21 protein-coding genes and 1 pseudogene are annotated in these 26,100 nt (G+C 60.9%); 13 read left to right on the top strand and 9 right to left on the bottom strand.

The genetic code is table 11. The annotated features are described in order from the left end of the window. Positions 1–4: 4 nt before the first annotated feature. The gene (locus tag J3P76_RS21785; protein WP_434701228.1) at positions 5–292 is read right to left on the bottom strand and encodes a HigA family addiction module antitoxin; all 288 of its coding nucleotides are present in this window, start codon (positions 290–292) and stop codon (positions 5–7) included. 14 nt (positions 293–306) lie between these two features. After that, positions 307–583 (bottom strand): annotated as a pseudogene (locus J3P76_RS21780) (type II toxin-antitoxin system RelE/ParE family toxin). 181 nt (positions 584–764) lie between these two features. Here J3P76_RS21780 and J3P76_RS21775 point away from each other — a divergent pair. From J3P76_RS21775 to J3P76_RS21765, 3 genes are read left to right on the top strand one after another with little or no spacing between them, the layout of a single operon-like run. Next, complete coding sequence (locus tag J3P76_RS21775; protein WP_434562202.1) at positions 765–1,289, top strand: (2Fe-2S)-binding protein; 525 nt, start codon at positions 765–767, stop codon at positions 1,287–1,289. Next, the gene (locus J3P76_RS21770; RefSeq protein WP_434701226.1) at positions 1,286–2,278 is read left to right on the top strand and encodes an FAD binding domain-containing protein; all 993 of its coding nucleotides are present in this window, start codon (positions 1,286–1,288) and stop codon (positions 2,276–2,278) included. Before J3P76_RS21775 ends, J3P76_RS21770 begins: the two co-directional genes overlap by 4 nt. Further along, the gene (locus J3P76_RS21765; RefSeq protein WP_434701225.1) at positions 2,275–4,476 is read left to right on the top strand and encodes a xanthine dehydrogenase family protein molybdopterin-binding subunit; all 2,202 of its coding nucleotides are present in this window, start codon (positions 2,275–2,277) and stop codon (positions 4,474–4,476) included. Before J3P76_RS21770 ends, J3P76_RS21765 begins: the two co-directional genes overlap by 4 nt. Here J3P76_RS21765 and J3P76_RS21760 read toward each other — a convergent pair. Continuing rightward, positions 4,473–5,711 (bottom strand): MFS transporter, encoded by a 1,239-nt coding sequence (locus J3P76_RS21760; RefSeq protein ID WP_434609466.1) that lies wholly within the window; start codon positions 5,709–5,711, stop codon positions 4,473–4,475. The genes J3P76_RS21765 and J3P76_RS21760 overlap by 4 nt on opposite strands. A 488-nt stretch (positions 5,712–6,199) precedes the next feature. On the opposite strand from J3P76_RS21760, the gene J3P76_RS21755 reads away from it, so the two are divergent. The 3 genes from J3P76_RS21755 to J3P76_RS21745 are packed head-to-tail and all read left to right on the top strand — an operon-like array spanning position 6,200 to position 8,836. Then, the gene (locus J3P76_RS21755; RefSeq protein ID WP_420767279.1) at positions 6,200–7,639 is read left to right on the top strand and encodes a cytochrome ubiquinol oxidase subunit I; all 1,440 of its coding nucleotides are present in this window, start codon (positions 6,200–6,202) and stop codon (positions 7,637–7,639) included. 3 nt (positions 7,640–7,642) lie between these two features. Then, a complete protein-coding gene (gene cydB, locus J3P76_RS21750; RefSeq protein WP_434562210.1) occupies positions 7,643–8,650 on the top strand; it encodes a cytochrome d ubiquinol oxidase subunit II in 1,008 nt (335 codons plus the stop codon). 21 nt (positions 8,651–8,671) lie between these two features. Beyond that, positions 8,672–8,836 carry a DUF2474 domain-containing protein gene (locus J3P76_RS21745; protein ID WP_434609469.1) on the top strand — a complete coding sequence of 55 codons (165 nt, stop codon included), beginning with the start codon at positions 8,672–8,674 and terminating at the stop codon, positions 8,834–8,836. 5 nt (positions 8,837–8,841) lie between these two features. On the opposite strand, the gene J3P76_RS21740 is transcribed toward J3P76_RS21745, so the two are convergent. Together J3P76_RS21740 and J3P76_RS21735 are read right to left on the bottom strand one after the other, a co-directional pair. Then, a complete protein-coding gene (locus tag J3P76_RS21740; RefSeq protein WP_434609471.1) occupies positions 8,842–9,966 on the bottom strand; it encodes a methyltransferase in 1,125 nt (374 codons plus the stop codon). Between the two features lie 173 nt (positions 9,967–10,139). After that, a complete protein-coding gene (locus J3P76_RS21735; RefSeq protein ID WP_434562214.1) occupies positions 10,140–10,853 on the bottom strand; it encodes an autoinducer binding domain-containing protein in 714 nt (237 codons plus the stop codon). A gap of 282 nt (positions 10,854–11,135) precedes the next feature. Here J3P76_RS21735 and J3P76_RS21730 point away from each other — a divergent pair, with 282 nt between their 5' ends. Then, entirely contained in the window at positions 11,136–11,912 is a 777-nt protein-coding gene (locus tag J3P76_RS21730; RefSeq protein ID WP_420767275.1) for a ferredoxin--NADP reductase, read from the top strand. Positions 11,913–11,954: 42 nt separating this feature from the next. Here the strand turns inward: J3P76_RS21730 and mscL are convergent, their stop codons facing one another. Next, positions 11,955–12,368 carry a large-conductance mechanosensitive channel protein MscL gene (gene mscL, locus J3P76_RS21725; RefSeq protein WP_420767274.1) on the bottom strand — a complete coding sequence of 138 codons (414 nt, stop codon included), beginning with the start codon at positions 12,366–12,368 and terminating at the stop codon, positions 11,955–11,957. 283 nt (positions 12,369–12,651) lie between these two features. Between mscL and katB the strand changes: the two genes are divergently transcribed. From katB to radA, 3 genes are all read left to right on the top strand, one after another. Next, positions 12,652–14,193: a catalase KatB gene (katB, locus tag J3P76_RS21720; protein WP_434628265.1), complete on the top strand. Its 1,542-nt coding sequence runs from the start codon at positions 12,652–12,654 to the stop codon at positions 14,191–14,193. Between the two features lie 62 nt (positions 14,194–14,255). Further along, positions 14,256–14,804: an ankyrin repeat domain-containing protein gene (locus J3P76_RS21715; protein WP_434702048.1), complete on the top strand. Its 549-nt coding sequence runs from the start codon at positions 14,256–14,258 to the stop codon at positions 14,802–14,804. 40 nt (positions 14,805–14,844) lie between these two features. Beyond that, complete coding sequence (gene radA, locus J3P76_RS21710; RefSeq protein ID WP_030140305.1) at positions 14,845–16,212, top strand: DNA repair protein RadA; 1,368 nt, start codon at positions 14,845–14,847, stop codon at positions 16,210–16,212. Between the two features lie 188 nt (positions 16,213–16,400). Here the strand turns inward: radA and J3P76_RS21705 are convergent, their stop codons facing one another. Then, the gene (locus tag J3P76_RS21705) at positions 16,401–16,757 is read right to left on the bottom strand and encodes a PilZ domain-containing protein (RefSeq protein WP_434609476.1); all 357 of its coding nucleotides are present in this window, start codon (positions 16,755–16,757) and stop codon (positions 16,401–16,403) included. A gap of 159 nt (positions 16,758–16,916) precedes the next feature. On the opposite strand from J3P76_RS21705, the gene J3P76_RS21700 reads away from it, so the two are divergent. The 3 genes from J3P76_RS21700 (at position 16,917) to yjiA (ending at position 20,442) form a co-directional block, all read left to right on the top strand. Beyond that, positions 16,917–18,983, top strand: a complete 2,067-nt coding sequence (locus tag J3P76_RS21700; protein ID WP_420767271.1) for a carbon starvation CstA family protein — start codon at positions 16,917–16,919, stop codon at positions 18,981–18,983. A 15-nt stretch (positions 18,984–18,998) separates the two neighbouring features. Continuing rightward, positions 18,999–19,196 (top strand): YbdD/YjiX family protein, encoded by a 198-nt coding sequence (locus J3P76_RS21695; protein WP_072390895.1) that lies wholly within the window; start codon positions 18,999–19,001, stop codon positions 19,194–19,196. 277 nt (positions 19,197–19,473) lie between these two features. Continuing rightward, positions 19,474–20,442, top strand: a complete 969-nt coding sequence (yjiA, locus tag J3P76_RS21690; protein ID WP_434701224.1) for a GTPase — start codon at positions 19,474–19,476, stop codon at positions 20,440–20,442. A gap of 78 nt (positions 20,443–20,520) precedes the next feature. On the opposite strand, the gene glyA is transcribed toward yjiA, so the two are convergent. Further along, entirely contained in the window at positions 20,521–21,774 is a 1,254-nt protein-coding gene (gene glyA, locus J3P76_RS21685; protein WP_230153609.1) for a serine hydroxymethyltransferase, read from the bottom strand. A gap of 247 nt (positions 21,775–22,021) precedes the next feature. After that, the gene (locus J3P76_RS21680) at positions 22,022–25,870 is read right to left on the bottom strand and encodes a sensor domain-containing protein (protein WP_434609479.1); all 3,849 of its coding nucleotides are present in this window, start codon (positions 25,868–25,870) and stop codon (positions 22,022–22,024) included. Positions 25,871–26,100 lie beyond the last annotated feature (230 nt).

Genomic DNA, 26,100 nt, shown 5'->3' with positions numbered 1-26,100 from the left:
AGCGTCAAATGTGATGGGCAAGGGGTTCGATCATTGGTTGTTCGCGCCGCTCGGCTTGCCATAGGTCATAGTCGGTCTGGACGCCCAGCCAGACGCGTGCCTTGCCGATGCCTGCGCGTTCCAGGCGTACTGCCAGGTCTGGGCTGACCGGTGCATGGCCGTGCAGTACCCGAGAAAGGTGCGATCGAGCGAAACCGAGGTGTCTCGCCAGTTCGGTCACCGTGATGCCCAGCTCGGGCAATACGTCCACCAGCAATGTTTCGCCAGGATGTGGCGGATTGTGCATGGGCATGTTCCAGCCTCCTGTCAGTGATGGTCGAGGTAGTCGACCAGTTCGATGTCGGACTCGATGAAGCGGAAGACAATTCGCCAGTTCCCTGAAACGCTCAGCGACCAATGATCGACCAGATCACCCTTGAGCGAATGCAATCGCCACCCGGGTATGTCCAGGTCGCTTGGCATGCATGCCCTGTCCATGAACTGAAGCATGCGAGCCAGCCGCTTCCCGTGGTCTGCCGAATTCCCGCGTCGAACCCGTTTCATAAAAGACCCTGAGGCCTTTGTGCTGGAAGGATTTCATCATGGAATAGAGTGTAAGGCGATACATTACAGTCTGTGCGATACATATGTACCGCACAGGCGCGCTGGACTCGTGCATTGGGGGCGGGCAATTGTCTTGGAACGCTCATCCCACCCCGAAGTCGTACCCCTTATGACGGCGGTTTTCCAAAACGCCGCGTGTACGACCAACCGTGAGGTGTTCCATGAGCGCGACCTTGTCCGAAGCGACGCAGGCGTCCTTCGTCCGTCATCCCATACGTCTGACACTCAATGGCGCGGTGCGCGAGTTGCAGGTGCTGCCCTGGACTACGTTGCTCGATTTGCTGCGCGAACAATTGGACCTGGTGGGCAGCAAAAAGGGCTGTGACCACGGCCAATGCGGCGCCTGCACGGTGCTGCGCGACGGCAAGCGGATCAACGCCTGCCTGACCCTCGCGGTGATGTGCGACGGTGCCGAGTTGACCACCGTCGAGGGCCTGGCCAATGGCGACGAGTTGCATCCGATGCAACGGGCATTCATCAAGCATGACGCGTTCCAGTGCGGCTATTGCACTCCCGGGCAGATCTGTTCGGCAGTGGCGCTGGCCCACGAGGGGCGGGCGAGCACTGGCGCCGAAATCAGCGAGCTGATGAGCGGCAACCTCTGCCGATGCGGTGCCTACAACAACATTCGCGATGCCATCGAAGAAGCCCTGCCGCTCTGCCAGCAGACCGGAGGTGAGTCGTGAATCCCTTTCGCTACAGCAAGCCCGACACGCTGCAGGCCGCCGTCGAGCTGTCGAGTGCCGATTCGCGTTTCATCGCTGGCGGCACCAACCTGCTCGACCTGATGAAGGAAAACCTCACCCGCCCCCAGCACCTGATCGATATCACCGGGCTGCCCTTGGCCGACCTCAGCGAAACGCCATCGGGCGGGGTGATGATTGGCGCGTTGGTGAGTAACGCCGATTTGGCCTGGCACCCCTGGATCGAGCGCCGTTATCCATTGCTCTCCCAGGCCATTCTTGCCGGTGCTTCGCCACAGCTGCGCAACATGGCCAGCACGGGTGGCAACCTGTTGCAGCGTACCCGTTGTTACTATTTTTATGACGCCGGTGTGCCGTGCAACAAACGTCGGCCCGGCAGTGGCTGCCCGGCTCGAAGCGGTTTGAACCGTATTCACGCGATTCTTGGGGCGAGCGATCAATGCGTCGCGACTCATCCCTCGGACATGTGCGTGGCACTGGCCGCGCTTGACGCGGTGGTCCATGTGCTGGGCCGGGGTGGACCACGGACCATCGAATTCGCCGACTTCCATCGCCTGCCCGGCGACGCTCCGGACCGGGACAACCAACTGGCCGATGATGAACTGATCACCTATATCGAGCTGCCGCCCACAGGCTTCGCCGAACATAGCCAGTACTTGAAGATCCGTGACCGCGCGTCCTATGCCTTCGCTCTGGTCTCGGTCGCCGCCGCGCTGGAGCTGGACGGGCCGGTGATTCGCCAGGCTCGCCTGGCCTTGGGTGGCGTGGCCCACAAGCCTTGGCGTGATCGATCCGTGGAGAGTTGGTTGGTGGGTCAGGCGGTCAGCCGCGAGACGTTCACGGCCGCCGCGGATGCGCTGCTGCAAGACGCCGAGCCGCTAGAGCACAACGGTTTCAAGGTCAAGTTGGCGCGCCGGGCGATTGTCCGAGCCTTGAGCGATGCCGCACTGGTGGGAGGAACCGCCCGATGAATGCACCGAGCAAAACCATAGGCCAACCGCTGGACCGGGTTGATGGCCTCCTCAAGGTGACCGGTCGGGCCCGTTACGCCGGGGAATATCCGGAAGATGGCTTGTTGCACGGCAGTGTCGTATCCAGTGCCATCGCCCGGGGGCGGGTGGTGGGTATCGATGCTTCCCGCGCCCTGGCGCTGCCGGGTGTCGTTGCTGTGATCGATCATACCAATCGGCCCAAAATCGCCAGCTACGACGAACCCTATCAGGATGCCGACGCAGCGGAGGGCTCGCCGTTCCGGCCACTGTTCAACGACCAGATCCTCTATAGCGGCCAGCCGCTGGCCCTGGTGGTCGCCGAAAACCTGGAGCTGGCCCGTTATGCCGGCTCGCTGGTGGAGATTGAATACGAGGCTGAGGGGCATCAGACCGATCTGACAATCCTGCAAAACGAAGCCCATCCAGCACCTGCAGAACTGCCCAAGCCCCGTGGGAATTTTCAGGGCGAGTACGCGAGCGCAGCCCTGAGTGTGGACGTGTCCTACAGCACGCCGATAGAACACCACAACCCGATGGAGCCCCATGCCTCCACCGTGTTGTACCAACCCGACGCAAGCCTGCATATCCACGACAAGACCCAAGGCGCGCAGAACTGCCAGGCGTACGTGCAAAAAGTATTCGGGCTGGAAAAGGAGCAAGTGCGGGTATTTGCCGCCTACGTGGGCGGCGCGTTTGGTTCCGGCCTGCGTCCGCAATACCAATTGGCGCTCGCGGTGATGGCGGCGCTGCATCTCAAGCGTTCCGTACGGGTCAGCCTGACGCGCCAGCAGATGTTTACGTTTGGCTATCGGCCTCGGACATTCCAGCGCTTGCAATTGGGTGCTGCGGCCAACGGAAGATTGCTCGCGGTAGCGCATACCGCCATTGGCCAGACCTCGCGTTTCGAAGATTTTACCGAGCACGTGGTGGAGTGGAGCGGCATGCTCTATCACTGCGATAACGTGACACTGACGTACAAACTGGCGCCGTTGGACGTTTACACACCGCTGGACATGCGCGCCCCGGGCGCGGCCCTCGGGTTGATCGGGCTGGAATGTGCCATGGACGAGCTGGCCTGCGCCCTGGCGATCGACCCGGTGCAGTTGCGTCTGATCAACTATGCCGAACGCAACGAAAACGAAGGCAAGCCCTATTCCAGCAAGGAGCTGCGGGCCTGTTACGCCCAGGGCGCCGACCGTTTCGGTTGGAGCAAGCGCAACCCCGAACCGCGCAGCATGCGCAGCGGCCGACAACTGGTGGGCTGGGGCATGGCGGGCGGCGTGTGGGAAGCCATGCAGCAAAAAGCCAGTGCCCGCGCCTCGCTGGACGCCAACGGCAAGTTGACCGTCAGCAGCGCAACGACGGACATCGGCACCGGCACCTATACCGTCATGACTCAAATTGCCGCCGAGGCGTCAGGCGTTTCCCTTGAGGACGTCACCTTTGTCCTGGGCGACTCGTCGCTGCCAACGGCACCATTGCAGGGTGGTTCGTTTACCGTCTCGTCGGTGGGCACGGCGGTGCAGAAAGCCTGCGAAGCGCTCAGGGAAAAGCTGCTCGCCGTGGCCCGTCAGTCCTGTCCTGCCTTCAGCGGCGCGACCCTTGAGCAGGTAACCTTCATCGACGGTGAACTGCGCATGGGCGAGGCCCGTGTCGCCCTGGCGGAGCTGGCGCAAAAAAGCGGCGAAATGCCGTTGCACGCGGAGGTCGCCACCGGACCGGATGAAAAACGCCAGGCCTATGCGACCGCCACGCATTCGGCGGTTTTTGTTGAGGTGTTGGTGGATGAAGACCTTGGCACGGTGAAGGTCAACCGAGTGGTCAGCGCCATCGCGGCGGGCCGGGTAGTCAATCCGAAGACTGCCCGCAGCCAGATCCTCGGTGGGGTGGTCTGGGGCGTTGGCATGGCACTGCACGAAGAAACCTTGACCGACCATGCCCTTGGCCGCCACATGAACCACAATCTGGCCGAGTACCATGTGCCGGTGAATGCCGACATTGGCGAGATAGACGTGATATTTGTCGAAGAACATGACGAGATCGTCAACGCCCTCGGGTCCAAGGGCGTCGGCGAAATCGGCATTGTCGGCGTGGCCGCGGCGGTGGCGAATGCGATCTACCATGCCACGGGCAAACGGGTGCGGGATTTCCCCATCACCCTGGATAAGTTGCTCTAGGCTTTCGCCTCGTCCACCGGTTCGTGCATCCGGTCACGGTTGGCCAGGGTCGGGAACAGTTTGATCCAGGCCCCGGTCACCAGCAGCGTGCCGACGCCGCCCATGACCACCGCCGGCACCGTGCCGAACCAGTGGGCGGTGAGCCCGGACTCGAATTCGCCCAACTGGTTCGAGGCGCCGATAAACAACCCATTCACAGCGCTCACCCGACCGCGCATCTCGTCGGGCGTTTCCAACTGCACGAAGGAGGCGCGGATGACCATGCTGATCATGTCCGCCGCGCCCAGCACCACCAATACCGCCAGGGAGAACCAGAACGACGTGGAAAGGCCGAACGCAATGGTGGCGACGCCGAACACGCCCACGGCGGTAAACATCACCCGGCCGACCTTGCGCTCCACGGCAAACCGCGCCAGCCACAGCGACATCAGCAAGGCCCCGACCGCCGGCGCCGAACGCAACAGGCCCAGGCCCCAGGGGCCGGTGAGCAGGATGTCCTTGGCGAATACCGGCAACAGCGCGGTGGCGCCGCCCAACAGCACCGCAAACAAGTCCAGAGAGATCGCCCCTAGGATGTCCGGGCGGCTGCGAATGAAGCGAATACCGGCCAACAGCGAGTCGAGGGTCGCCTTGCCTTTATTCAGCGGTGTCTGCCGGGCGGGCAGGTTGAGCATCAGGCAGCAGGCGATGACATAAAGCAACACGGTTGGCCCATAGACCCAGACGCTGCCAAAGGCGTACAGCAAACCGCCCAGGGCCGGGGCGACGATGGTGGCCGATTGTTGTGCTGATTGCGCGGCGGCCACAGCCCGGGGAAACAACGCGGCAGGGACAATGCTCGGCAACAGCGCCTGGGTGGTCGGCATTTCGAAGGAGCGGGCCGCGCCGAGCAGGAACGCGAGGATGAAGATCATCTCTCGCGTAACGTTGTCGCTGGCGCTGCCAATCGCCAGGGTGAGGGCGATCATGGCTTGCAACGATTGGCAGATGGCCGCGACTTTACGTCGATCGTATCGATCCGCCACGTGCCCGGTATGCAGCATGAACAGCACCCGTGGGGCGAACTCCACGAGGCCGACGAGCCCCAGGTCCAGGACATTGCCGGTCAGTTGATAGAGGTTCCAGCCGATGGCCACCGTCAGCATCTGGAAACCGCTGGCGGTGAATATCCGAGCCAGCCAGAAAGCAATGAAGGGACGATGGTGACGGAGCAGAAGGGGCGCTTGGCTGGGCATCTGTGACGGGGTCCGGTGATGGGAAGGTCGAGATTATCACTGAGCTGTAACAGGAAGTTGCGGTGGTTGGAAAAATAGTTAGCCAAACATCGATATTGGCTTGAGGGAACATTTGTGGCGAGGGGATTTAGCGAAACGTCGCACCGCCCCGCTGGGGCGCTAAGCGGCCCCAAGCCTTTGCGAGTGCTGTGCAATCGAGCGGGGATGAATCCCCTCGCCACAAGAGTTTTTGCTTATGTCCTGAGCACCTGGGACAACCTGCCACGCGACAAAAAACCACGCCGTCCATCGGCCATATAGCGACTACTCTTTGAACATTGCTTGACCCAGGTCAATCCCCTTGGGGCGTTGTGCTGGCGGCCATTGGGCCAAAGTCCTGCGTTGTGACGGTTTAAAAAGAACGATTTTAAAAGCATCGCACTCCATATCCCTGGGGGCTGTGATGCAAGCCCCGCCCGCAGCCGGTTTTACCTGACAGAGGAAGACTTATGTTCGGTTTGGAGGCGCTTGATCTCGCCCGAATCCAGTTCGCGTTCACCATCTCGTTCCACATCCTGTTCCCGGCCATCACCATTGGCCTGGCGAGTTACCTGGCGGTACTCGAAGGCCTGTGGCTGAAGACACACGACGATACCTACCGCGACCTGTATCACTTCTGGTCGAAGATTTTCGCCGTCAACTTCGGCATGGGGGTGGTCTCCGGGCTGGTGATGGCTTATCAGTTCGGCACCAACTGGAGCCGTTTTTCGGATTTCGCTGGCGCTGTAACCGGGCCGCTCCTGACTTATGAAGTGCTCACGGCATTCTTCCTCGAAGCGGGCTTCCTCGGCGTAATGCTGTTCGGCTGGAATCGCGTGGGGCGTGGCTTGCACTTCTTTTCCACGGTCATGGTGGCGATCGGTACGCTGATCTCGACCTTCTGGATCCTGTCGTCCAACAGTTGGATGCAAACCCCGCAAGGCTACGAAATCATCGATGGCCGAGTCATTCCGGTGGACTGGCTGGCCGTGGTGTTCAACCCCTCGTTTCCGTTCCGGCTGATGCACATGTCGGTCGCGGCCTTTGTCGCCACCGCGTTTTTCGTCGGCTCGTCGGCGGCCTGGCACCTGCTGCGCGGTCGCGATAACCCGGCCATTCGCCGCATGTTGTCGATGGCGATGTGGATGGCCCTGCTGGTCGCGCCTGTACAGGCGGTAATCGGTGACTTCCACGGTCTCAATACGCTGAAGCACCAGCCGGCAAAAATTGCCGCCATCGAAGGGCACTGGGAAAACGTCGGCGACGAACCCACGCCGCTGATTCTGTTCGGCTGGCCGGACATGAAGGCCGAGCAAACCAAGTTCGCTGTGGAAATCCCGTACCTGGGCAGCTTGATCCTGACCCACTCGCTGACCGATCAGGTGCCGGCGCTGAAGGATTTCCCGCCTGAGGATCGACCGAATTCGACCATCGTGTTCTGGTCGTTCCGGGTCATGGTGGGCCTGGGGTTGCTGATGATATTCACTGGGCTGTGCAGCCTCTGGCTACGCCGCGGCAACCGGCTTTACCAATCCCGCCCGTTCCTGCATCTGGTGCTGTGGATGGGGCCTTCCGGGCTGATCGCGATCCTGGCCGGCTGGTTCACCACGGAAATCGGTCGCCAGCCGTGGGTAGTCTACGGCTTGATGCGCACGGCGGATGCGTCGTCCGGCCACAGCTTTGCGCAGATGAGCTTCACCCTGGTCATGTTCGTGGTGGTGTATTTCGCGCTGTTCGGCGCGGGGTTGAGCTACATGATGCGTCTGGTGCGCAAGGGCCCGGTGGCCCAGGAAGCCGAGCCGACCGACGGTGGCCCCGGTCAGAAACGCACCCCGGCCCGTCCATTGTCGGCCGCCAACGAAGGCGACGACGAAGTGGACCACAACGACAGCTCGAACAAGGGGAATTGAGTCATGGGTATTGATCTTCCGCTGATCTGGGCCGTGGTCATCATCTTCGGCATCATGATGTACGTGATCATGGACGGCTTCGACCTGGGCATCGGCATTCTCTTCCCCTTCGTCAAGGGCGAGCGCGACCGCGACGTGATGATGAACACCGTCGCGCCGGTCTGGGACGGTAACGAGACCTGGCTGGTGCTGGGCGGGGCAGGGCTGTTCGGGGCGTTCCCGCTGGCGTATTCGGTGGTGCTCTCGGCATTGTACCTGCCGCTGATTCTGATGCTCATCGGGCTCATCTTCCGGGGCGTGGCGTTCGAGTTCCGCTTCAAGGCCAAGGCCGAGAAGCGGCATCTTTGGGACAAGGCATTTATCGGTGGCTCGCTGACGGCGACGTTCTTCCAGGGGGTCGCCCTGGGGGCGTTCATCGACGGCTTCGAAGTGGTCAATCGCCAGTTCGCCGGCGGTTCCCTGGACTGGCTCACGCCGTTCACCATGTTTTGCGGCCTGGCGCTGATCGCCGCCTATGCCTTGCTCGGCTGTACCTGGCTGATCATGAAGACCGAAGGCAAGCTGCAAGAACAGATGCATGACCTGGCCAGGCCGTTGGCCTTCGTGGTGCTGGCGGTGATCGGCATCGTCAGCATCTGGACCCCACTGGCCCATGCCGATATCGCCGCGCGCTGGTTCACCTTGCCGAACCTGTTCTGGTTCCTGCCGGTGCCGATCCTGGTGTTGGTGACCATGTACGGGTTGTTCCGCGCCGTGGCCCGCAACGCCAACTACACGCCTTTCATCCTGACGCTGGTGCTGATTTTCCTGGGTTACAGCGGCCTTGGCATCAGCCTGTGGCCGAACATCGTGCCGCCGTCCATTTCGATCTGGGACGCCGCGTCGCCGCCACAGAGCCAGGGCTTCATGCTGGTCGGCACGTTGTTCATCATTCCGTTGATCCTGGTGTACACCTTCTGGAGCTACTACGTGTTCCGCGGCAAGGTGACCCATGACGATGGCTACCATTGACCGACCTGCGAGGTGCCGAAGATGGCCAAGCCTGACTTGAAAGACATCGAGGCCGCGGAAAAAAAGCCGCTATGGCAGCGGATCGGTTGGCTGGCGGCGATTTGGGCCGGTAGCGTGCTGGCATTGTTCATCGTAGCCAGCTTGATGCGGATGTTCATGAACGCCGCGGGTTTGACGACTCACTGACGGAGTTATTTGCGGGCTTTGAGGATCACGAACTTCGGCGTGGCGGCCACCTGCTCGACACCGCGGAACAGCCGCGCCAGCTTGCTGTGATAGCCCAGGTGGCGGTTGCCGACGATGTACAGCGCGCCGCCGACCACCAACGCTTCACGGGCCTGCTGAAACATGCGCCAGGCAAGGAAATCGCCCACCACTTGCTGCTGATGGAAGGGCGGGTTGCACAGCACCACATCCAGGGACTGCGCTTCTTGCCCGGCCAAGCCATCGCCCGCCCGCACGATCACTTCGCGCTCGCCCAGGGCGGCTCGCCAGTTTTCGGCGGCTGATTGCACGGCCATGTACGACTCGTCCACCAGGGTGTAGTGAGCGTCCGGGTTAGCCAGGGCGCTGGCAATGGCCAGCACGCCGTTGCCGCAACCCAGGTCCGCAACACGCGCCGAGCCCAGGTTCTTGGGCAGGTGCGGCAGGAAGGCGCGGGTGCCGATGTCCAGCCCTTCACGGCAGAATACATTGGCATGATTGAGCAATTCGATGTTCGGCTCATCCAGCGCATACCGAGTGGGGTAAGGGGAAGCGGCCGGTGTCCTCGGTTGCGGCGTGGCAATCAACAGACGGGCTTTCTTGACAGCGAGCGAGGCCTGCACCGGGCCGACGTAGCGCTCCATCAGGTCGCCTGCGGCTCGGGGCAGGTGCTTGACCATCGCGGCAGCGATCACCTGGGCCCCTGGTGCCAGTTGCCCTTGCAGCCGGATCAGTTGCTCCTCCAGCAGCGCCAGGGTCTTGGGCACCTTGACCAGGACACAATCGAAAGGCCCCGTCAGCGCTTCGCTGGCCGGCACGATGGGCACCGTATCGAACGGCAAGCCGTTGCGCACCAGATTCTTTTCCAATGCCTGCAGCGCCAGGAACGAGTCACCGCTGCTGGTGACCTTGACCTTGCCTGCGAGGCTGGCCGCCAGGGCGCCGAAGCCATCATTGAGTACCAGCACCCGGGTTTCCGCGCCCGGTTGGTGTTCGGCCAGGTGCGCAAGCAGATATTCATCGGCAGCGTCGAACGCTTGCAGGGGTTCGTTCGGCTGTTCGGGCTGGCGGATCAGGTCGAGTTGGGCGAAGGGAGTATCGAGCAAGGGCATGGCTGGGACTCTGGCAAATCAACGGGTGTCCCGCTGCCTTGGGCAGGTCTGTCAGCGGGACCTCCTGAATGAACTGCGTCGCGGACTAGGCGCGTCATCATTCAAGTGGGGCCGTAAATGGTACGTTTTTTTGCCAGGCATTACCCGTGGGTTTTTGCGGACTGAGTGGTTACCTAGATCACATGGATGTGCGCAGCTTTCGCCACCGCCGAGATTTTATTGGTCACGTTCAACTTCCGCATGCAGCTGCAGACGTGGAAATTCACGGTACGTTCGGACAGGCACAGGATGCGCCCGACCTCCGACGCCGTCTTTCCTTCGGCGGACCACCTCAGCACTTCGATCTCCCGGGGGGAGAGGTGGTAGGTTTGCGGGGGCACCATATTGTCGACCAGCTTCTTGCCCGCCAGAGCATGCAATTTCTGGCTGGCGAAGATGGCATAGCCAAGGTTCCCATAGTGCTCGTCGGCATCGATCGGACAATGCGTCCTGGCGAGGCTGAATAAACTGTAATGGGAGCCGTGCTCATCATGTATGGCTTGTGTCCAGCCGTGCCTGAGACCCTGTCGGTTAAGTTCCCGCCATAACTTGGGTGCTTCGGAAAATGCACTCTCACTCCACAGGATCGGTAATGCGGACTGGTTGCAATGCGCCACTATCGGGTCATTGTTGACGTAACCATTTTGTTCATAAAGCCGGTCCCATCCATAAGGGTAATTATTAATATTGATCTTGCTGGCATACCGATCGGGAACGCCCGAGTATGCGGCAAAGGCACAGTATTCAAATCCTTGAAAATTAAAGAAATCCAGTACCAGACGATAGGCCCTTTGCAAGTCCTTTTCACATGACAGTTTTCGCAGTTGCAAGTCCTTCCACTCGTCCATTGCATTTCTCCTTTGGAACTTTCAACGAGGTGGATCCAATCGGTGACGCGAAAATGAGTGTAGGACTTTTCCTTGCTCGGTAGTTAGATTTTTTTCTTTTGTCTGGCGTCGTCGCTATTGACGAAGGCACTTTACTAACAGTGTTTCTGATACATGTTTTTTACTTTGTAGAGCTTTATCCGCCGATGTACAAGGTGGGTGGCTTAACGCTATCAATCTTCGGCGGTGGTTAATATCCTCACTTTGCGGGACACTGCAGGCCTTGTTCGATTGGAGTGCCCCATGACCGACAATGCAGAAAAGTTTACCCGCCAGAGACTGGTCGACGTACAAACGTTGACGCCTCACTTGTTTACGCTACGCACCACCAGGGATCGCGGTTTCCGCTTCCGGGCTGGTCAGTTCGCCCGGCTCGGTGTCGTCAAGGCGGATGGGAGCACCGTCTGGCGCGCTTATTCCATGGTGTCATCGCCGTTCGACGAGTTTCTCGAGTTCTTTTCGATCGTCGTCCCGGGCGGTGAATTCACCAGCGAGCTGAGCCGTCTGAAACCAGGGGATAATCTGCTGGTCGAGCGCCAGGCCTTTGGCTATTTGACGCTGGACCGTTTTGTCGACGGTCGTGATCTATGGCTGTTGTCCACGGGAACGGGTGTCGCCCCGTTTCTTTCGATCCTGCAGGATTTCGAGGTCTGGGAAAAATTCGAACGGATCATCCTCGTCTACAGTGCGCGGGAGGCCAGGGAACTGGCGTACCAAGACCTTATCGAGGGGTTGTTCCAGCGAGACTACCTGGCCGAATACGCGCATAAGTTCCGGTTTATATCGACCGTCACCCGTGAGCAGGTTCCAGAGGCCCTTAACGGGCGAATCACTACGTTGATAGAAAACGGTGAGCTGGAACGGGTCGCCGGTGTCCCGCTGACGCCTGAGCATTCCCGGGTCATGCTGTGCGGCAATCCCCAGATGATTGACGACACGCGCAAGCTGCTCAAGGCCAGGGGCCTGCAACTGAGCCTCACCCGCCGGCCCGGCCAGGTAGCGGTGGAAAACTATTGGTAGAAAAATGGCGTCCCGGGGACGCCATTTCTAGGCGCGGGAATATCAGGGCCGTTCGTTCTGGGCCTTGAGCAAGTCGCGGATCTCACTCAGCAATAGCTCTTCCTTGGTCGGCACAGGGGGGGCGCTCGGCGCGACGGCTTCTTCGCGCTTGAGCCGGTTGATGGCCTTGACGCCCATGAAGATCGCGAACGCGACGATGATAAAGTCCACTGTGCTCTGGATGAATTTGCCATAGGCCAGCACAACTGCCGGCGTATCGCCTTGGGCGGCCTTGAGGGTGATGGCCAGGTCGCTGAAGTCCACCCCGCCGATCAGAAGGCCGATCGGAGGCATGACCACGTCACCCACGAACGACGAAACGATCTTGCCGAAAGCCGCACCGATGATGATCCCGACGGCCATGTCGACGACATTGCCTTTGACCGCGAAGGCCTTGAACTCGCTTAGCACGCCCATGAATGATTCCTTGTGACAGATGAGTTGATAGCCGCAGTGTAAGCCAGTCATCGGTGTCTCGCTCGACATGATTGCTTACAAAGCGTGCCTGTAATCGACCCGGCCCCCCGCGAAAAGTTTACAAAGTGCCACCAATCGCGCGCGATACGCGCTTCAGGGCTGAGTCCCTATATTGTTTTTTCTATCAGCGCGGTATGGCATTTCTATTTAGGTTTTCATTTTCCGAGCACTAGCCTCTGAAAGGCGCACATGGATGCGCTTTATAAAATCAGAGGAAACTTCAATGAACACTTCCCTAGGCCTCGGCGCTATGTCCGGTCGCCGTTCCCTTGTTGTGCTGACCGCCAGCCTGTTTTCCCTGTCCATCCATGCCGCCACGCTGACTCGCGATAATGGTGCAGCGGTAGGCGACAACCAGAACTCGCAAACGGCGGGGCCCAATGGCCCAACCTTGCTGCAGGATGTTCAACTGATCCAGAAGCTTCAGCGGTTCGACCGCGAACGTATCCCCGAGCGCGTCGTCCATGCCCGTGGCACCGGTGCCCATGGCGAATTTACCGTGTCCAATGATTTGAGCGACCTGACCAAGGCCAAGGTTTTCGCGGCGGGCCAGGTCACGCCAGTGTTCGTACGTTTTTCCGCCGTGGTGCATGGCAATCATTCGCCCGAAACACTGCGCGACCCGCGTGGCTTTGCCACCAAGTTCTATACGGCGGAGGGTAACTGGGATCTGGTGGGTAATAACTTTCCGACATTTTTCATCCGTGACGCTATTAAGTTCCCTGACATGGTCCACGCGTTCAAACCCGATCCGCGAACCAACCTGGATGATGACTCCCGTCGTTTCGACTTCTTTTCCCATGTTCCAGAAGCGACTCGCACCCTGACCGAGTTGTATTCAAACTCCGGGACACCAGCCAGTTACCGCGAGATGGACGGTAACGGTGTACATGCTTACAAACTGATCAACGCAAAGGGCGAGATCAGTTACGTAAAGTTTCATTGGAAAAGTTTGCAGGGCCTCAAAAATCTCGACCCGAAAGAAGTGGTGAAGGTACAAGGACAGGATTACAGCCATATGACCAACGATTTGGTCAGCCATATCAATAAGGGGGACTTTCCAAAGTGGGACTTGTTCATCCAGGTGCTCAAGCCTCAGGACCTGGCCAAGTTTGACTTCGATCCATTGGACGCGACCAAGATATGGCCGGATGTTCCGGAGCGAAAAGTTGGGCAAATGGTGTTGAACCGTAATCCGGCGAATGTTTTCCAGGAAACCGAACAAGTGGCAATGGCGCCGGCGAACCTGGTGCCGGGTATCGAGCCTTCGGAAGACCGGTTGTTGCAGGGGCGGGTGTTTTCCTACGCCGATACGCAAATGTACCGGATTGGGCCGAACGCGCTGCAGTTGCCAATCAATGCCCCCAAGGTCGCTGTCAACAACGGCAACCAGGATGGCGCGATGAATTTTGGCAAGACCAGCACCGGTGTGAATTACCAGCCGAGCCGCTTGATGCCCCGTGAAGAACAACAAGCGGCGCGCTATAGCCAGGCCGAGCTGACCGGTAGCACCCAACAGGCGAAAATTCAGCGCGAGCAGAACTTCAAGCAGGCGGGCGACCTGTACCGCTCGTTCAACCAAAAGGAGCGCAGTGACTTGATCGAGAGTTTTGGTGGGTCTTTGGCGACTACCGATGACGAGAGCAAGCACATCATCCTGTCGTTCCTCTACAAGGCCGATCCTGAATACGGGACGGGAGTGGCCCGTGTCGCCAAGGGCGACCTGGCGCGAGTCAAGGCGCTGGCCGAGAAGCTGAGCGACTGATCCGCTTATGGGAGCCGAGTGGGTTCGGCTCCCATAATTCGCAGTCGCATGGAGAGGTCATGATGCGTAAGTTCCTTTCATTGATATTAATCACATGGTCATGTGCTGTGCTGGCCGATCAGGCTCCGACCGCCGGCGCGGATGAGGTGCGGGCACAGTTGCAAGATTATTATTTCGATGCCGCCCGCCGGGGCGATGTGCCGATGCTCGATACCTTCATCGAGGCCGGCTATTCGCTGGACACGCGGGATGAGAAGGGCTACACCGCTCTGATCCTGGCGGCGTATCACGGTCATGGCCCGGCGGTCGAGCGTCTGTTGGTCGCCGGGGCGGATGCCTGTGCCCAGGACAAACGTGGCAACACCGCGTTGATGGGGGCGATTTTCAAGGGCGAAGTGCAGATCGCGCGTCGTTTATTGTCCACCGATTGCAGCCCAGATCAGCGCAACGGTGCCGGGCAGACCGCCGCGATGTATGCCGGTCTGTTCAAGCGTGGCGAGTTGCTCGATGCCCTGAAGGCCAAGGGGGCCGACCTGGAGGCCAGGGATCCGTTGGGCAATACCCCGGCAGATCTGGCAAAGGGTGAAATCAAAATGCCGGCCCCGCGGTAAAGCCCGGCTGTTATCATCGCGGTTTTTACCCGGAGTTCAGATGGCCAAGGCAAAGCGCATGTACGGCTGCACCGAGTGCGGCTCGACCTTTCCCAAATGGGCCGGCCAATGCAGCGAATGCGGGGCCTGGAACACTCTGACCGAAACCATGGTGGAAAGCGGCGGCGCGGCGGCGCCCACCGGGCGTACGGGCTGGGCCGGCCAGCAGGCGCAGATCAAGACGCTGGCCGAGGTCAGCGTTGAGGAAATTCCGCGTTTCTCCACGGCATCCGGTGAGCTGGACCGCGTGCTGGGCGGTGGTCTGGTGGACGGTTCGGTGGTGTTGATCGGCGGCGATCCGGGCATCGGCAAGTCCACCATCCTGTTGCAGACGTTGTGCAATCTCGCCACGCGCATGCCGGCGCTGTATGTCACTGGCGAAGAATCCCAGCAGCAGGTGGCCATGCGCGCCCGGCGCCTGGGGTTGCCCCAGGATCAGTTGCGAGTCATGACCGAGACTTGCATCGAAACGATCATCGCCACGGCGCGCCTGGAAAAACCCAAGGTCATGGTGATCGACTCGATCCAGACGATTTTTACCGAACAACTGCAATCGGCCCCGGGCGGCGTTTCCCAGGTGCGCGAGAGCGCTGCGTTGCTGGTGCGTTACGCCAAGCAGAGCGGCACGGCGATTTTCCTGGTAGGCCACGTCACCAAGGAAGGCGCGCTGGCCGGGCCACGGGTGCTGGAGCACATGGTCGATACCGTGCTGTATTTCGAAGGCGAATCCGATGGTCGCCTGCGATTGCTGCGGGCGGTGAAGAATCGCTTCGGCGCCGTCAACGAACTGGGTGTATTTGGCATGACCGACAGGGGCTTGAAGGAAGTATCCAACCCCTCGGCGATCTTTCTGACACGCGCCCAGGAAGAAGTTCCAGGCAGCGTTGTCATGGCTACGTGGGAAGGCACCCGACCGATGCTGGTGGAAGTGCAGGCGTTGGTGGATGACAGTCACCTGGCGAACCCGCGCCGTGTCACGTTGGGGCTGGATCAGAACCGATTGGCGATGTTGCTGGCTGTCCTGCACCGGCACGGCGGGATTCCTACGCACGACCAAGACGTGTTTCTCAACGTGGTGGGCGGAGTCAAGGTGCTGGAGACCGCATCCGACCTGGCACTGATGGCAGCGGTCATGTCCAGCCTGCGAAACCGGCCGCTGCCCCACGATTTGTTGGTGTTTGGGGAAGTGGGGTTGTCGGGAGAAGTGCGACCGGTGCCCAGTGGGCAGGAGCGGCTGAAAGAAGCGGCCAAGCATGGCTTCAAGCGCGCCATCGTGCCCAAGGGCAATGCGCCGAAGGAGGCGCCGGCGGGGTTGCAGATCATCGCGGTGACACGTCTGGAGCAGGCGTTGGATGCGTTGTTCGAATAGCACCGAGGCGGGTGCGGTCCACTGTGGTGAGCGGATTTATCTGTGGCGAGGGGATTTATCCCCGCTGGGCTGCGCAGCAGCCCCAAAAAAGCGACCCCAATCAACCTGGCACACCGAGTTGTCAGGTTTAGGGCTGCTTTGCAGCCCAGCGGGGATAAATCCCCTCGCCACAGGGGGCACCGCTGGATTCAAATCTGGATCAACGCCGCCAGTTCCCGCTCCAGTTCATCATGGTCGGCCAGGTTCAGTTCCACCAATCGACGCAAGTGGGCGATGGAATCCAGGTCGATGTGCTCGCAGACGAAGCCCAGGTGGCCGTGGTCGTCGTGAGCCAGCCGGACTTCCATCTTGACCTCTGCCTCCGGGCTCAGGTGGATGTCTGCCATGAAAGGCGCCTCGGGGTCACCGAGCCAAGGCTGGGGCTTTTCGATCAGCAGCCCATTGAGGGACAGGTCGAGCAACTTCACTGGCCAGATGAAGGGCCCTTGGCTCAGTTCGGTCTTGGCATGGAATTCAATTCGTACGAAGCGGCGGCGTTCGCTCATTACCCGTTCCCCCTGAAGATCCACTGACTATAGACCCAACTGGCGCGCCGTCGTTGTCGTTCGGTCAGTGGCCGACGAATGTCGGGGTATGGCCTTTACGCTGGTTAGCGCTAAACTCCAGTGGCTATCTTTCTTGTCCACCCTGGCTGGAATATAAAAATGAAAAACAATAATAGCCTGCTACGCCATCTGCCCTGGCTACTGCTGGCCGTCGTAGGAGCGTGCGCCCTGGGCGTCGTGGCATTGCGTCGAGGCGAGGCGATCAACGCCCTCTGGATCGTCGTCGCAGCCGTGGCCATTTACCTGGTCGCCTATCGCTACTACAGCCTCTTCATCGCCAACAACGTGATGCAACTCGATGCGCGCCGGGCCACGCCTGCCGTGCTCAACAACGATGGCCTGGACTACGTCCCGACCAACAAGCACATCCTGTTCGGCCACCACTTCGCGGCCATTGCCGGCGCGGGGCCGCTGGTCGGGCCGGTGCTGGCCGCGCAGATGGGCTACCTGCCCGGCACGCTCTGGCTGATCGCCGGCGTGGTGCTGGCCGGTGCGGTGCAGGACTTCATGGTCCTGTTCCTGTCCACCCGCCGCAACGGTCGCTCCCTGGGCGACATGGTGCGCGAGGAAATGGGCCGTATTCCCGGCACCATCGCGCTGTTCGGCTGCTTCCTGATCATGATCATCATCCTCGCGGTGCTGGCGCTGATCGTGGTCAAGGCCCTGGCCGAGAGCCCGTGGGGCATCTTCACGGTGATGGCGACCATCCCGATCGCGATGTTCATGGGCATCTACATGCGCTACATCCGCCCGGGCCGCATCGGCGAGATCTCGATCATCGGCGTGCTGTTGCTGTTGGGTTCTATCTGGCTGGGCGGGCAGATCGCCGCCGATCCGGTCTGGGCCAAGGCCTTCACCTTCACCGGAATCCAGATCACCTGGATGCTGATCGGCTACGGTTTTGTCGCGGCGGTCCTGCCGGTGTGGCTGATCCTGGCGCCACGGGACTACCTGTCGACCTTCCTCAAGATCGGCACCATCGTCGCCCTGGCGATCGGCATCCTGGTCACCATGCCCGAACTGAAAATGCCCGCGCTGACTCAGTTCACCGACGGCACCGGGCCGGTGTGGAAGGGCGGCTTGTTCCCGTTCCTGTTCATCACCATCGCCTGCGGCGCGGTCTCGGGCTTCCATGCGCTGATCTCCTCGGGCACCACGCCCAAGCTGCTGGATAACGAAACCAACGCCCGCTACATCGGTTACGGCGGCATGCTGATGGAGTCCTTCGTGGCCATCATGGCGATGGTTGCCGCCTCGGTGATCGAGCCGGGCGTGTACTTCGCCATGAACAGCCCGGCGGCGATCGTCGGCACTGACGTGGTGGCCGTGGCCCAGACCGTCAGCAGTTGGGGCTTTGCAATCACCCCCGACGCGCTGCAAGCGGTGGCCAAGGACATCGGTGAAACCACCATCCTGGCCCGTGCCGGCGGTGCGCCGACCCTGGCGGTCGGTATCGCGCAGATCCTGCACTCGGTGCTGCCGGGTGAGAACACCATGGCCTTCTGGTATCACTTCGCGATCCTGTTCGAAGCGCTGTTCATCCTCACCGCGGTGGACGCCGGCACCCGTGCCGGGCGGTTCATGCTGCAGGATCTGCTCGGCTCGTTCGTGCCGGCCCTCAAGCGAACCGAATCCTGGACCGCCAACCTGATCGCCACCGCCGGCTGCGTCGCGCTGTGGGGTTACTTGCTGTATCAGGGCGTGATCGATCCGCTGGGCGGCATCAACACCTTGTGGCCGCTGTTCGGCATCTCCAACCAGATGCTGGCCGGTATCGCGCTGATGCTCGCCACCGTGGTGCTGATCAAAATGAAGCGCCAGCGCTACGTCTGGGTCACGCTGCTGCCGGCGAGCTGGCTGCTGATCTGCACCACCACCGCGGGCCTGATCAAGCTGTTCGACGCCAACCCGGCGATCGGCTTCCTCGCCCTGGCGCGCAAATACAACGATGCCCTGGCCGCCGGCCAGATCCTGGCCCCGGCCAAGAGCATCGAGCAGATGCAGCACGTGGTGTTCAATGCCTACACCAACGCAACGCTGACGGTATTGTTCCTGTTCGTGGTCTTCAGCATCCTGTTCTACGCGCTCAAGGTCGGCATCGCCGCCTGGGGCACGAAAGAGCGCACGGACAAAGAAGCGCCATTCCAGGCCCTGCCGGACGCTTGATAGAGGATTGCAACGATGTTCAATGACTTGAGTCGCCTCGGTAAATACCTCGGTCAGGCCGCCCGCCTGATGGTCGGCATGCCCGACTACGACAACTACGTCGAGCACATGCAAACCAAGCACCCGGACAAGCCGCTGATGGACTACGAGGCGTTCTTCCGAGAGCGCCAAGAGGCCCGTTACGGCGGCAAGGCCGGGCCCAAGTGCTGTTGAACTGAGGCCCATCCCTTGTGGGAGCGAGCCTGCTCGCGATAGCGGTGGGTCAGTTAATGATGAATTGACTGACCTGACGCCATCGCGAGCAGGCTCGCTCCCACAGTTGTTTTGGGGTGGCCTTGGGATTGCGTACACCACGGATCGCCTTGTGGGAGCGAGCCTGCTCGCGATAGCGGTGGGTCAATTAATGATGAATTGACTGACCTGACGCCATCGCGAGCAAGCTCGCTCCCACAGGATCCGCTTTCTTTTTCAGGCATCAAGGAGATTCAGTTTGTCCGCTCCCATCCCGGTCACGATCCTCAGCGGCTTCCTCGGCGCTGGCAAGACCACGCTGCTGCGTCATCTGCTCAAGGCCGAGCACGGCCTGAAAATTGCCGTGATCGAGAACGAATTCAGCGATGCAGGCATCGATACCCAGTTGCTGGGCGAAGAGCCGGTGCAGGTCATGACCCTGGCCAACGGCTGCGTTTGTTGCACCATCCACACCGACCTCACCAAGGCCCTGTACTTGTTGCTCGAGCGGCTGGACAGCGGCGAGATCCAATTTGACCGCCTAGTGATCGAATGCACCGGTCTCGCCGATCCCGCACCGGTGGCGCAAACCTTTTTCATCGACGAGGACCTGCGTGAGCGCTACATCCTCGACGGTATCCTGACCTTGGTGGATGCCGCGCATGCCGACACCCACCTGGCCCAGGCCATTGCCCAGGCCCAGGTCGGATTTGCCGATCGCCTGCTATTGAGCAAGACAGACCTGGTCGACGCGGCCCATGTCGAGGCTCTTCGGGAACGCCTTATGCGCATCAACCGGCGGGCGCCGATTCGGGTGGTCGAACACGGCAAGATCGACCTGGCCGAATTGCTGGACATCCGCGGTTTCAACCTCAATGCGGACCTGGGCGCCGGGCTCAGCCTTCGTCCGGTTGGCAAGGCGACCACGGGCGATCGCATCAGCAGCCTGGTGCTGCGCACCGACAAGCCGCTGGACATCGACAAGCTCAGCGACTTCATGAACCAGTTGCTGGAAGAACACGGCAAGCAGTTGCTGCGCTACAAAGGCGTTTTGAACATCGCGGGCGAGTCCCGTCGGTTGGTATTCCAGGGTGTGCTCAAATTGTACGGTTTCGATTGGGACACCGATTGGGCGCCAGGCGAGGCCCGAGAAAGCGTTATCGTGTTCATCGCCGATGAACTGCCCGAAGAAAAGATCCGCGCCGGCTTCGAAGCCGCGCTCCACTGACCATCCACGCGTGGGGCGAGTGGTTTTCCAACGATAAAAAAACCGGCCACTGGGGCCGGTTTTTTTTTGCTACTGCTATCAGGCGCCGTATACCGGCAGCTTCTTGCAGATCGCCTTGACCTTCTCACGCACGGCGTCGATCACCGCTTCGTTGTTCAGGTCGGCCAGGATGTCGCAGATCCAGCCAGCCAGTTCCTTGCACTCGGCTTCCTTGAAACCGCGAGTGGTCACCGCAGGGGTGCCGAAACGCAGGCCCGAGGTGACGAACGGGGAACGTGGATCGTTGGGTACCGAGTTCTTGTTGACGGTGATGAACGCTTTACCCAGCGCCGCGTCAGCGTCTTTGCCGGAAATCTCTTGCTTGATCAGCGAGAGCAGGAACAGGTGGTTTTCAGTACCGCCGGACACCACGTCGAAGCCGCGCTCGATGAACACGCCGGCCATGGCCTTGGCGTTCTTCACCACTTGTTGCTGGTAGGCCTTGAACTCAGGCTGCAGGGCTTCCTTGAAGCAGATCGCCTTGGCCGCGATCACGTGCTCCAGCGGGCCGCCCTGGGCGCCTGGGAATACCGCCGAGTTCAGCTTCTTCTCGATGTCGGCGTTGGCGCGCGCCAGGATCAGGCCGCCACGTGGACCGCGCAGGGTCTTGTGGGTGGTGGTGGTGACCACGTCGGCGAACGGTACCGGGTTCGGGTACACGCCAGCGGCAACCAGGCCGGCAACGTGGGCCATGTCGACGAACAGGTAGGCCCCGACCTTGTCGGCGATCTCGCGAAAGCGCGGGAAATCGAGGATCTGGGAGTAGGCGGAGAAACCGGCCACGATCATTTTCGGCTTGTGCTCGAGGGCCAGGCGCTCGACTTCGTCGTAGTCGATCAGGCCATTGCCGTCGATACCGTACTGAACGGCGTTGTACAGCTTGCCGGAGGAGGAAACGCTGGCGCCGTGGGTCAGGTGACCGCCGTGGGCCAGGCTCATGCCCAGGATGGTGTCACCGGCCGACAGCAACGCCAGGTACACGGCGGCATTGGCCTGGGAACCTGCGTGTGGCTGGACGTTGGCGTAATCGGCGCCGAACAGCTGCTTGGCGCGGTCGATGGCCAATTGCTCGACCACGTCGACGTACTCGCAACCACCGTAGTAACGCTTGCCTGGGTAGCCTTCGGCGTACTTGTTGGTCAGTACCGAGCCTTGAGCTTCCATCACCGCTGGGCTGGTGTAGTTTTCCGAAGCGATCAGCTCGATGTGCTCTTCCTGGCGCTGAGCTTCTTGCTCCATGGCGGCAAAGAGATCGGCGTCGTACTTGGCAATAGTCAAATCACGGCTGAACATGGCGGTCCTCAAGGATCGGGGCAGAAAAGGGGGGCATTCTACCTCAACCGGTTTTGGAAGGCATATGAAAGGGCGTCATGTCTTGGACGAATGGGTTTCACGCAGGGCTCAGCGTCGCCTGTACCGGCCTCATCGCGAGCAGGCTCGCTCCCACAGGGATCTGTGGTGTATGTAGATTGCCAAGGCACCCAAAACAAGTGTGGGAGCGAGCCTGCTCGCGATGAGGCCAGTCCAGACACCAAAAATTTCAGTCGATCATGAACAACGCATCATTGCTGAACTGCGCTTCAAACCGATTCGCCGGCATCGGCCGGCCGAACAGGTAGCCCTGTACTTCGTCGCAGCCGTGTTCGCGCAAGAAGTCCAGTTGCTCGTGGGTCTCGACGCCTTCGGCGATCACCGCCAGGTTGAGGCTGTGGGCCATGGCGATGATCGCCCGGGCGATCTGCGCGTCCTGCTCGCCGGACGGCAGGCCGTCGACGAAGGTGCGGTCGATCTTCAGCACGTCGATGGGGAATTGCTTGAGGTAGTTGAGCGACGAATAACCGGTGCCGAAGTCATCCACCGCGATACTCAGGCCAAGGTTTTTCAACCCGGCGAGGATCTGCATCGCCTCGCTGACTTCGCGCATCAGAATACTTTCCGTCAGTTCCAGCTCCAGGCAGGCCGGTGGCAGCCCAGTGCTGCGCAAGATATTGGCGATGCGTGTGCCGAGTTGGCCGTCGGAGAACTGCCGGGCCGAGATGTTGACCGAGACCTTCGGCACCCGGACCTTGGCCTGGTGCCAGGTCCTGAGCTGGCGACAGGCTTCGCTGATGACCCAGTCGCCGACGTCCACCACCAGGCCGAGTTCTTCCAGCACCGGGATGAAATCCCCCGGCGGCACCAACCCGCGTCGCGGATGGCGCCAGCGCAGCAAGGCCTCGGCGCCGGTCAGGCGCTTGCCGTCGCCACTGAACTGGGGTTGGTAATAGAGCACGAACTCATTCTGTTCCAAGGCGTGGCGCAGGTCGCTTTCCAATTCCAGCCGCTCCAGGGCGCTGGCGTTCATGTCGGCCTGGTAGAACTGGAAGTTGTTCTTGCCGCGCTCCTTGGCGTGATACATGGCCGTGTCGGCGTTCTTCATCAATTGGCTGAGTTCGTTGCCGTCCTGGGGACTGAGGGCGATACCGATACTGGCGGTGACGAAAAACTCGCGACCTTCCAGCACGAAGGGCCGGACGAGGCTAGCAAGGATCTGCTCGGCCACGGTGATCGCCCTGTTCAACGCCATCTCGCGAGTGGCTCGCGGTTGCAGCAGCAGGGTGAATTCATCGCCGCCCATGCGCGCCACGGTGTCGTCGTCGGCCACGCAGCCGAGCAGGCGCGTCGCCATTTCCTTGAGCATCCGGTCGCCAGCGGCATGACCCAGGGAGTCGTTGATCGGCTTGAAGCGGTCCAGGTCGAGAAACATCAGCACGACCCAGGTCTTCTGTCGCTCGGCTGACTGCAGCGCGGTGTGCAGACGGTCCTGGAACAGCGTGCGGTTGGGCAGGTGAGTCAATGCGTCGTAGTAGGCCAGGCGATGGATGCGTTGCTCGCTGGCCTTGCGTTCGCTGATGTCGCTGAAGAAACACACGTAGCTGGCAAGGTCGCCTTCGTCGTCGAGCACCGCCGTGATGCCGACCCAGGCCGGGTAATGTTCGCCATTACGGCGCTTGAGCCAGACTTCGCCTTCCCAGGTGCTGTGTTGTTGCAGTTGCTTGAGCACGTAGCGCAAATGGGCTTCCTGCTGCTCATCCACGGTCAGCATGGTGGGCAGTTGGTCGAGCACTTGCGATACCGCGTAACCGCTGACGCGACTGAACGCCTCGTTGGCCTGAACGATGTAGCCGGCCGGGTCGGTGATCAGGATCGCCGATGTCGAGTGCTCGAATACGGTGGCGGCCATGCGCAGGTCTTTTTCGGCGCGCCGCTGCTGGCTGATGTCACGGCCCACCCCCAGTACACCTTCGAACGCGCCATGGTCATCCCACACCAGCACCAGCCGCAGCTCGATAGGGATCTTGCGCCCATCGGCGCGCAGGCAGTCGAACAGATACAACTGGGTCTGCATCTGGTTGCGCAGCTCGGTCAGTTGGTCGGGCTTGTCGAGGGCCTTGCTGAGGCGGTCCATCAGGCTGTAGATGCCGGTCAGTTGTTGCGGGTTGGCGATGGTCGACTGCCAGCCGTTCTGGAAGATCGAGTCGGCGGTGTAGCCCAGCACCGCCTGGACGGACGGGCTGACATAGTTGAGCGACAGCTTGCTGTCGGTCGAGAAAATCACATCGCTGATGCTTTCGGCGAGCATCCGGTAGCGTTGCTCGCTGTCGCGCAGCGATTCGCTGGCCTCGATCTGCTCGGTAATGTCCTTGGCCACGCCGATGATCCGGGTCACCTGGTCGTAGCGGTCCCGGGCCAGGGCCTGTTCGCGGACCTCGAAACGGCGCCACTTGCCGTTGCGATGGCGGAACCGCAGCTGGCATTGCAGCAACTGCGTGTAGCCGCCGCGCCGCTGTTCCTGGCGCAGCGTGTGATAGTGATCGGCGTCGTCGCTGTGCAGCAGGATTTCCCAGAAATACTCGCCCATCTGGTGCAGTTCGGTTCGGTCGTAGCCGAGCGTCTGGCCCAGGTGGTGGTTGCTGAAGATCATCCGCTGGCTGATCACATCCTGCACATAAAGATGATCCGGAACGGTGCGCACCACATCGGACCAGAACCCTTCGCGTTCCAGTAGCGACAGTTCGATCAGCTTGCGGCTGGTGATGTCGCTGATGCTCAGGATGACCGCGTTATAGTCGTGCTGGGTTTCCGGCAGGCGCAACACCAGCCACAGATGCTGATCCCGGCCGTGGGCGTCCTGGAGCCTGATTTCCAGCTCCAGCTGTTTATGGGGATCGAGCAACGCTTCGAGCAGTTTCGAACCGACCGGGTTGTTGTCCCTTTCGGCGTTGCCAACCAGCAATTGCCAGGCTTGTTGGCAGGAGTCGACATTGAGCAGCTTCAACGCCACCTGGTTGACTTCGGTGACGTGCACTTGCTGTTGCAACTGTTCGAGCTGTTGCGGAACCTGCAACCAGGCGCGCAATTGCTCGCCGTTGTGCAGGCCAGTCCTGGCAAAAAACGCCTTGAGGCCGGACAGGTCGAGCACGCAGAGGGCCACGCCGGTGCCCTCGAAAATGTCCTGATAGCGACGGCGCCCTTCGTGCAGCTGCCGCTGGCGTCGGCGCATGTTCAGCAGGGCAATGACCGGCAACATGGAAAACGCCAGGCCCAGCAGGCATTTGCCGATGAAGGCCGGGAGCAGTTGCTCGAGCACCTGGCGCCGGTCGAACAGCCCGCGCAGCTGCCAGTCGCTGCTGCTCAGGGGGACGGTCAACACCGTGTTGCTCAGGTCCTGCGGGGTCAGTTGGGACGGGGTGATCGTGGGCAGGCTTTCGTCGCGGCTGATGATCTGCCGATTGAGACGGTTCTCCACCAGCCACAGTGGCCGCAGGCCCGTATCGCCCTGTTTGGTCAATGTCGAAAAGAAACTCGGAGACAGGCGCAGCGCCCAGTATCCGCGAGAGCTGCCGCTGGCCTGGTGCAACAGCAGATGCACCACGGAACCGTCCTCGGCATTGCTGAAATAGTGAGCCTGGGCGCGACTGCGCCGTACCAGTTCGGCCAGGTAATCCGCGTCCTGGCTATCCGCGTCACTGTCGCTGAGCACTCTGCCGGAGGGGCTCAGCAGCGCCAGGCTGCGCAATTCGGGCAATGATTGCTTGAGCTTGCGCAACAGCGCCTGCTGTTCGTCGGCGGTTTGCGGTTGTTCGACGATCGGTAGCAGATTGAGGGCTATTTGCGCGTTCAGGGCCATGTTCAGGCTGACTTGCGCGGCGAGGTCGGCCGTGTAATCGATGGTGTATTGGCGCTGCTGCTGTTGGGTTTCGCGCAGTTGGTCAAGCAACTGCCAGAAGAGTAGCCCCAGCAACAACAGCACCAGCGAGGCCAGCCCGCCCTTCAATGTCCCGCGCAGGGGCAAGCCTGGCACGGCGACGGGTGCGCGTGGGGACGGGGGCGGAGTGACGTTGGACAAGCTGTAATCCTGCGGTTTGCTGGACTGGCGCGACGTCACTATAAGCCGGACGCCCGAAGGGCGGCTAGCATGCCTTGACTTGTGGCAAAGTGCCAGCCCTCGGCGGCTGGACCTGGACCGACGGTTGAGGTAGCTTTGCCGGTCAAACAAGAGCGTTCCAGCTCCGGATTCCCAGGCTCCATCGGCTCGCAGGCAGTGATTAACATCAACTGCCCGCGCCGCGCATGGCC

This window comes from Pseudomonas sp. D1-36, assembly GCF_051132205.1.
GTDB lineage: Bacteria > Pseudomonadota > Gammaproteobacteria > Pseudomonadales > Pseudomonadaceae > Aquipseudomonas.
This window is presented reverse-complemented; position numbering and strand designations above follow the sequence as displayed.

What these genes read in the sequence shown, in the direction of transcription:
- J3P76_RS21785 (WP_434701228.1), bottom strand. Translation starts at nt 292, where the DNA reads ATGCCCATGCACAATCCGCCACATCCTGGCGAAACATTGCTGGTGGAC.
- J3P76_RS21775 (WP_434562202.1), top strand. Translation starts at nt 765, where the DNA reads ATGAGCGCGACCTTGTCCGAAGCGACGCAGGCGTCCTTCGTCCGTCAT.
- J3P76_RS21765 (WP_434701225.1), top strand. Translation starts at nt 2,275, where the DNA reads ATGAATGCACCGAGCAAAACCATAGGCCAACCGCTGGACCGGGTTGAT.
- J3P76_RS21760 (WP_434609466.1), bottom strand. Translation starts at nt 5,711, where the DNA reads ATGCCCAGCCAAGCGCCCCTTCTGCTCCGTCACCATCGTCCCTTCATT.
- J3P76_RS21755 (WP_420767279.1), top strand. Translation starts at nt 6,200, where the DNA reads ATGTTCGGTTTGGAGGCGCTTGATCTCGCCCGAATCCAGTTCGCGTTC.
- cydB (WP_434562210.1), top strand. Translation starts at nt 7,643, where the DNA reads ATGGGTATTGATCTTCCGCTGATCTGGGCCGTGGTCATCATCTTCGGC.
- J3P76_RS21745 (WP_434609469.1), top strand. Translation starts at nt 8,672, where the DNA reads ATGGCCAAGCCTGACTTGAAAGACATCGAGGCCGCGGAAAAAAAGCCG.
- J3P76_RS21740 (WP_434609471.1), bottom strand. Translation starts at nt 9,966, where the DNA reads ATGCCCTTGCTCGATACTCCCTTCGCCCAACTCGACCTGATCCGCCAG.
- J3P76_RS21735 (WP_434562214.1), bottom strand. Translation starts at nt 10,853, where the DNA reads ATGGACGAGTGGAAGGACTTGCAACTGCGAAAACTGTCATGTGAAAAG.
- J3P76_RS21730 (WP_420767275.1), top strand. Translation starts at nt 11,136, where the DNA reads ATGACCGACAATGCAGAAAAGTTTACCCGCCAGAGACTGGTCGACGTA.
- mscL (WP_420767274.1), bottom strand. Translation starts at nt 12,368, where the DNA reads ATGGGCGTGCTAAGCGAGTTCAAGGCCTTCGCGGTCAAAGGCAATGTC.
- katB (WP_434628265.1), top strand. Translation starts at nt 12,652, where the DNA reads ATGAACACTTCCCTAGGCCTCGGCGCTATGTCCGGTCGCCGTTCCCTT.
- J3P76_RS21715 (WP_434702048.1), top strand. Translation starts at nt 14,256, where the DNA reads ATGCGTAAGTTCCTTTCATTGATATTAATCACATGGTCATGTGCTGTG.
- radA (WP_030140305.1), top strand. Translation starts at nt 14,845, where the DNA reads ATGGCCAAGGCAAAGCGCATGTACGGCTGCACCGAGTGCGGCTCGACC.
- J3P76_RS21705 (WP_434609476.1), bottom strand. Translation starts at nt 16,757, where the DNA reads ATGAGCGAACGCCGCCGCTTCGTACGAATTGAATTCCATGCCAAGACC.
- J3P76_RS21700 (WP_420767271.1), top strand. Translation starts at nt 16,917, where the DNA reads ATGAAAAACAATAATAGCCTGCTACGCCATCTGCCCTGGCTACTGCTG.
- J3P76_RS21695 (WP_072390895.1), top strand. Translation starts at nt 18,999, where the DNA reads ATGTTCAATGACTTGAGTCGCCTCGGTAAATACCTCGGTCAGGCCGCC.
- glyA (WP_230153609.1), bottom strand. Translation starts at nt 21,774, where the DNA reads ATGTTCAGCCGTGATTTGACTATTGCCAAGTACGACGCCGATCTCTTT.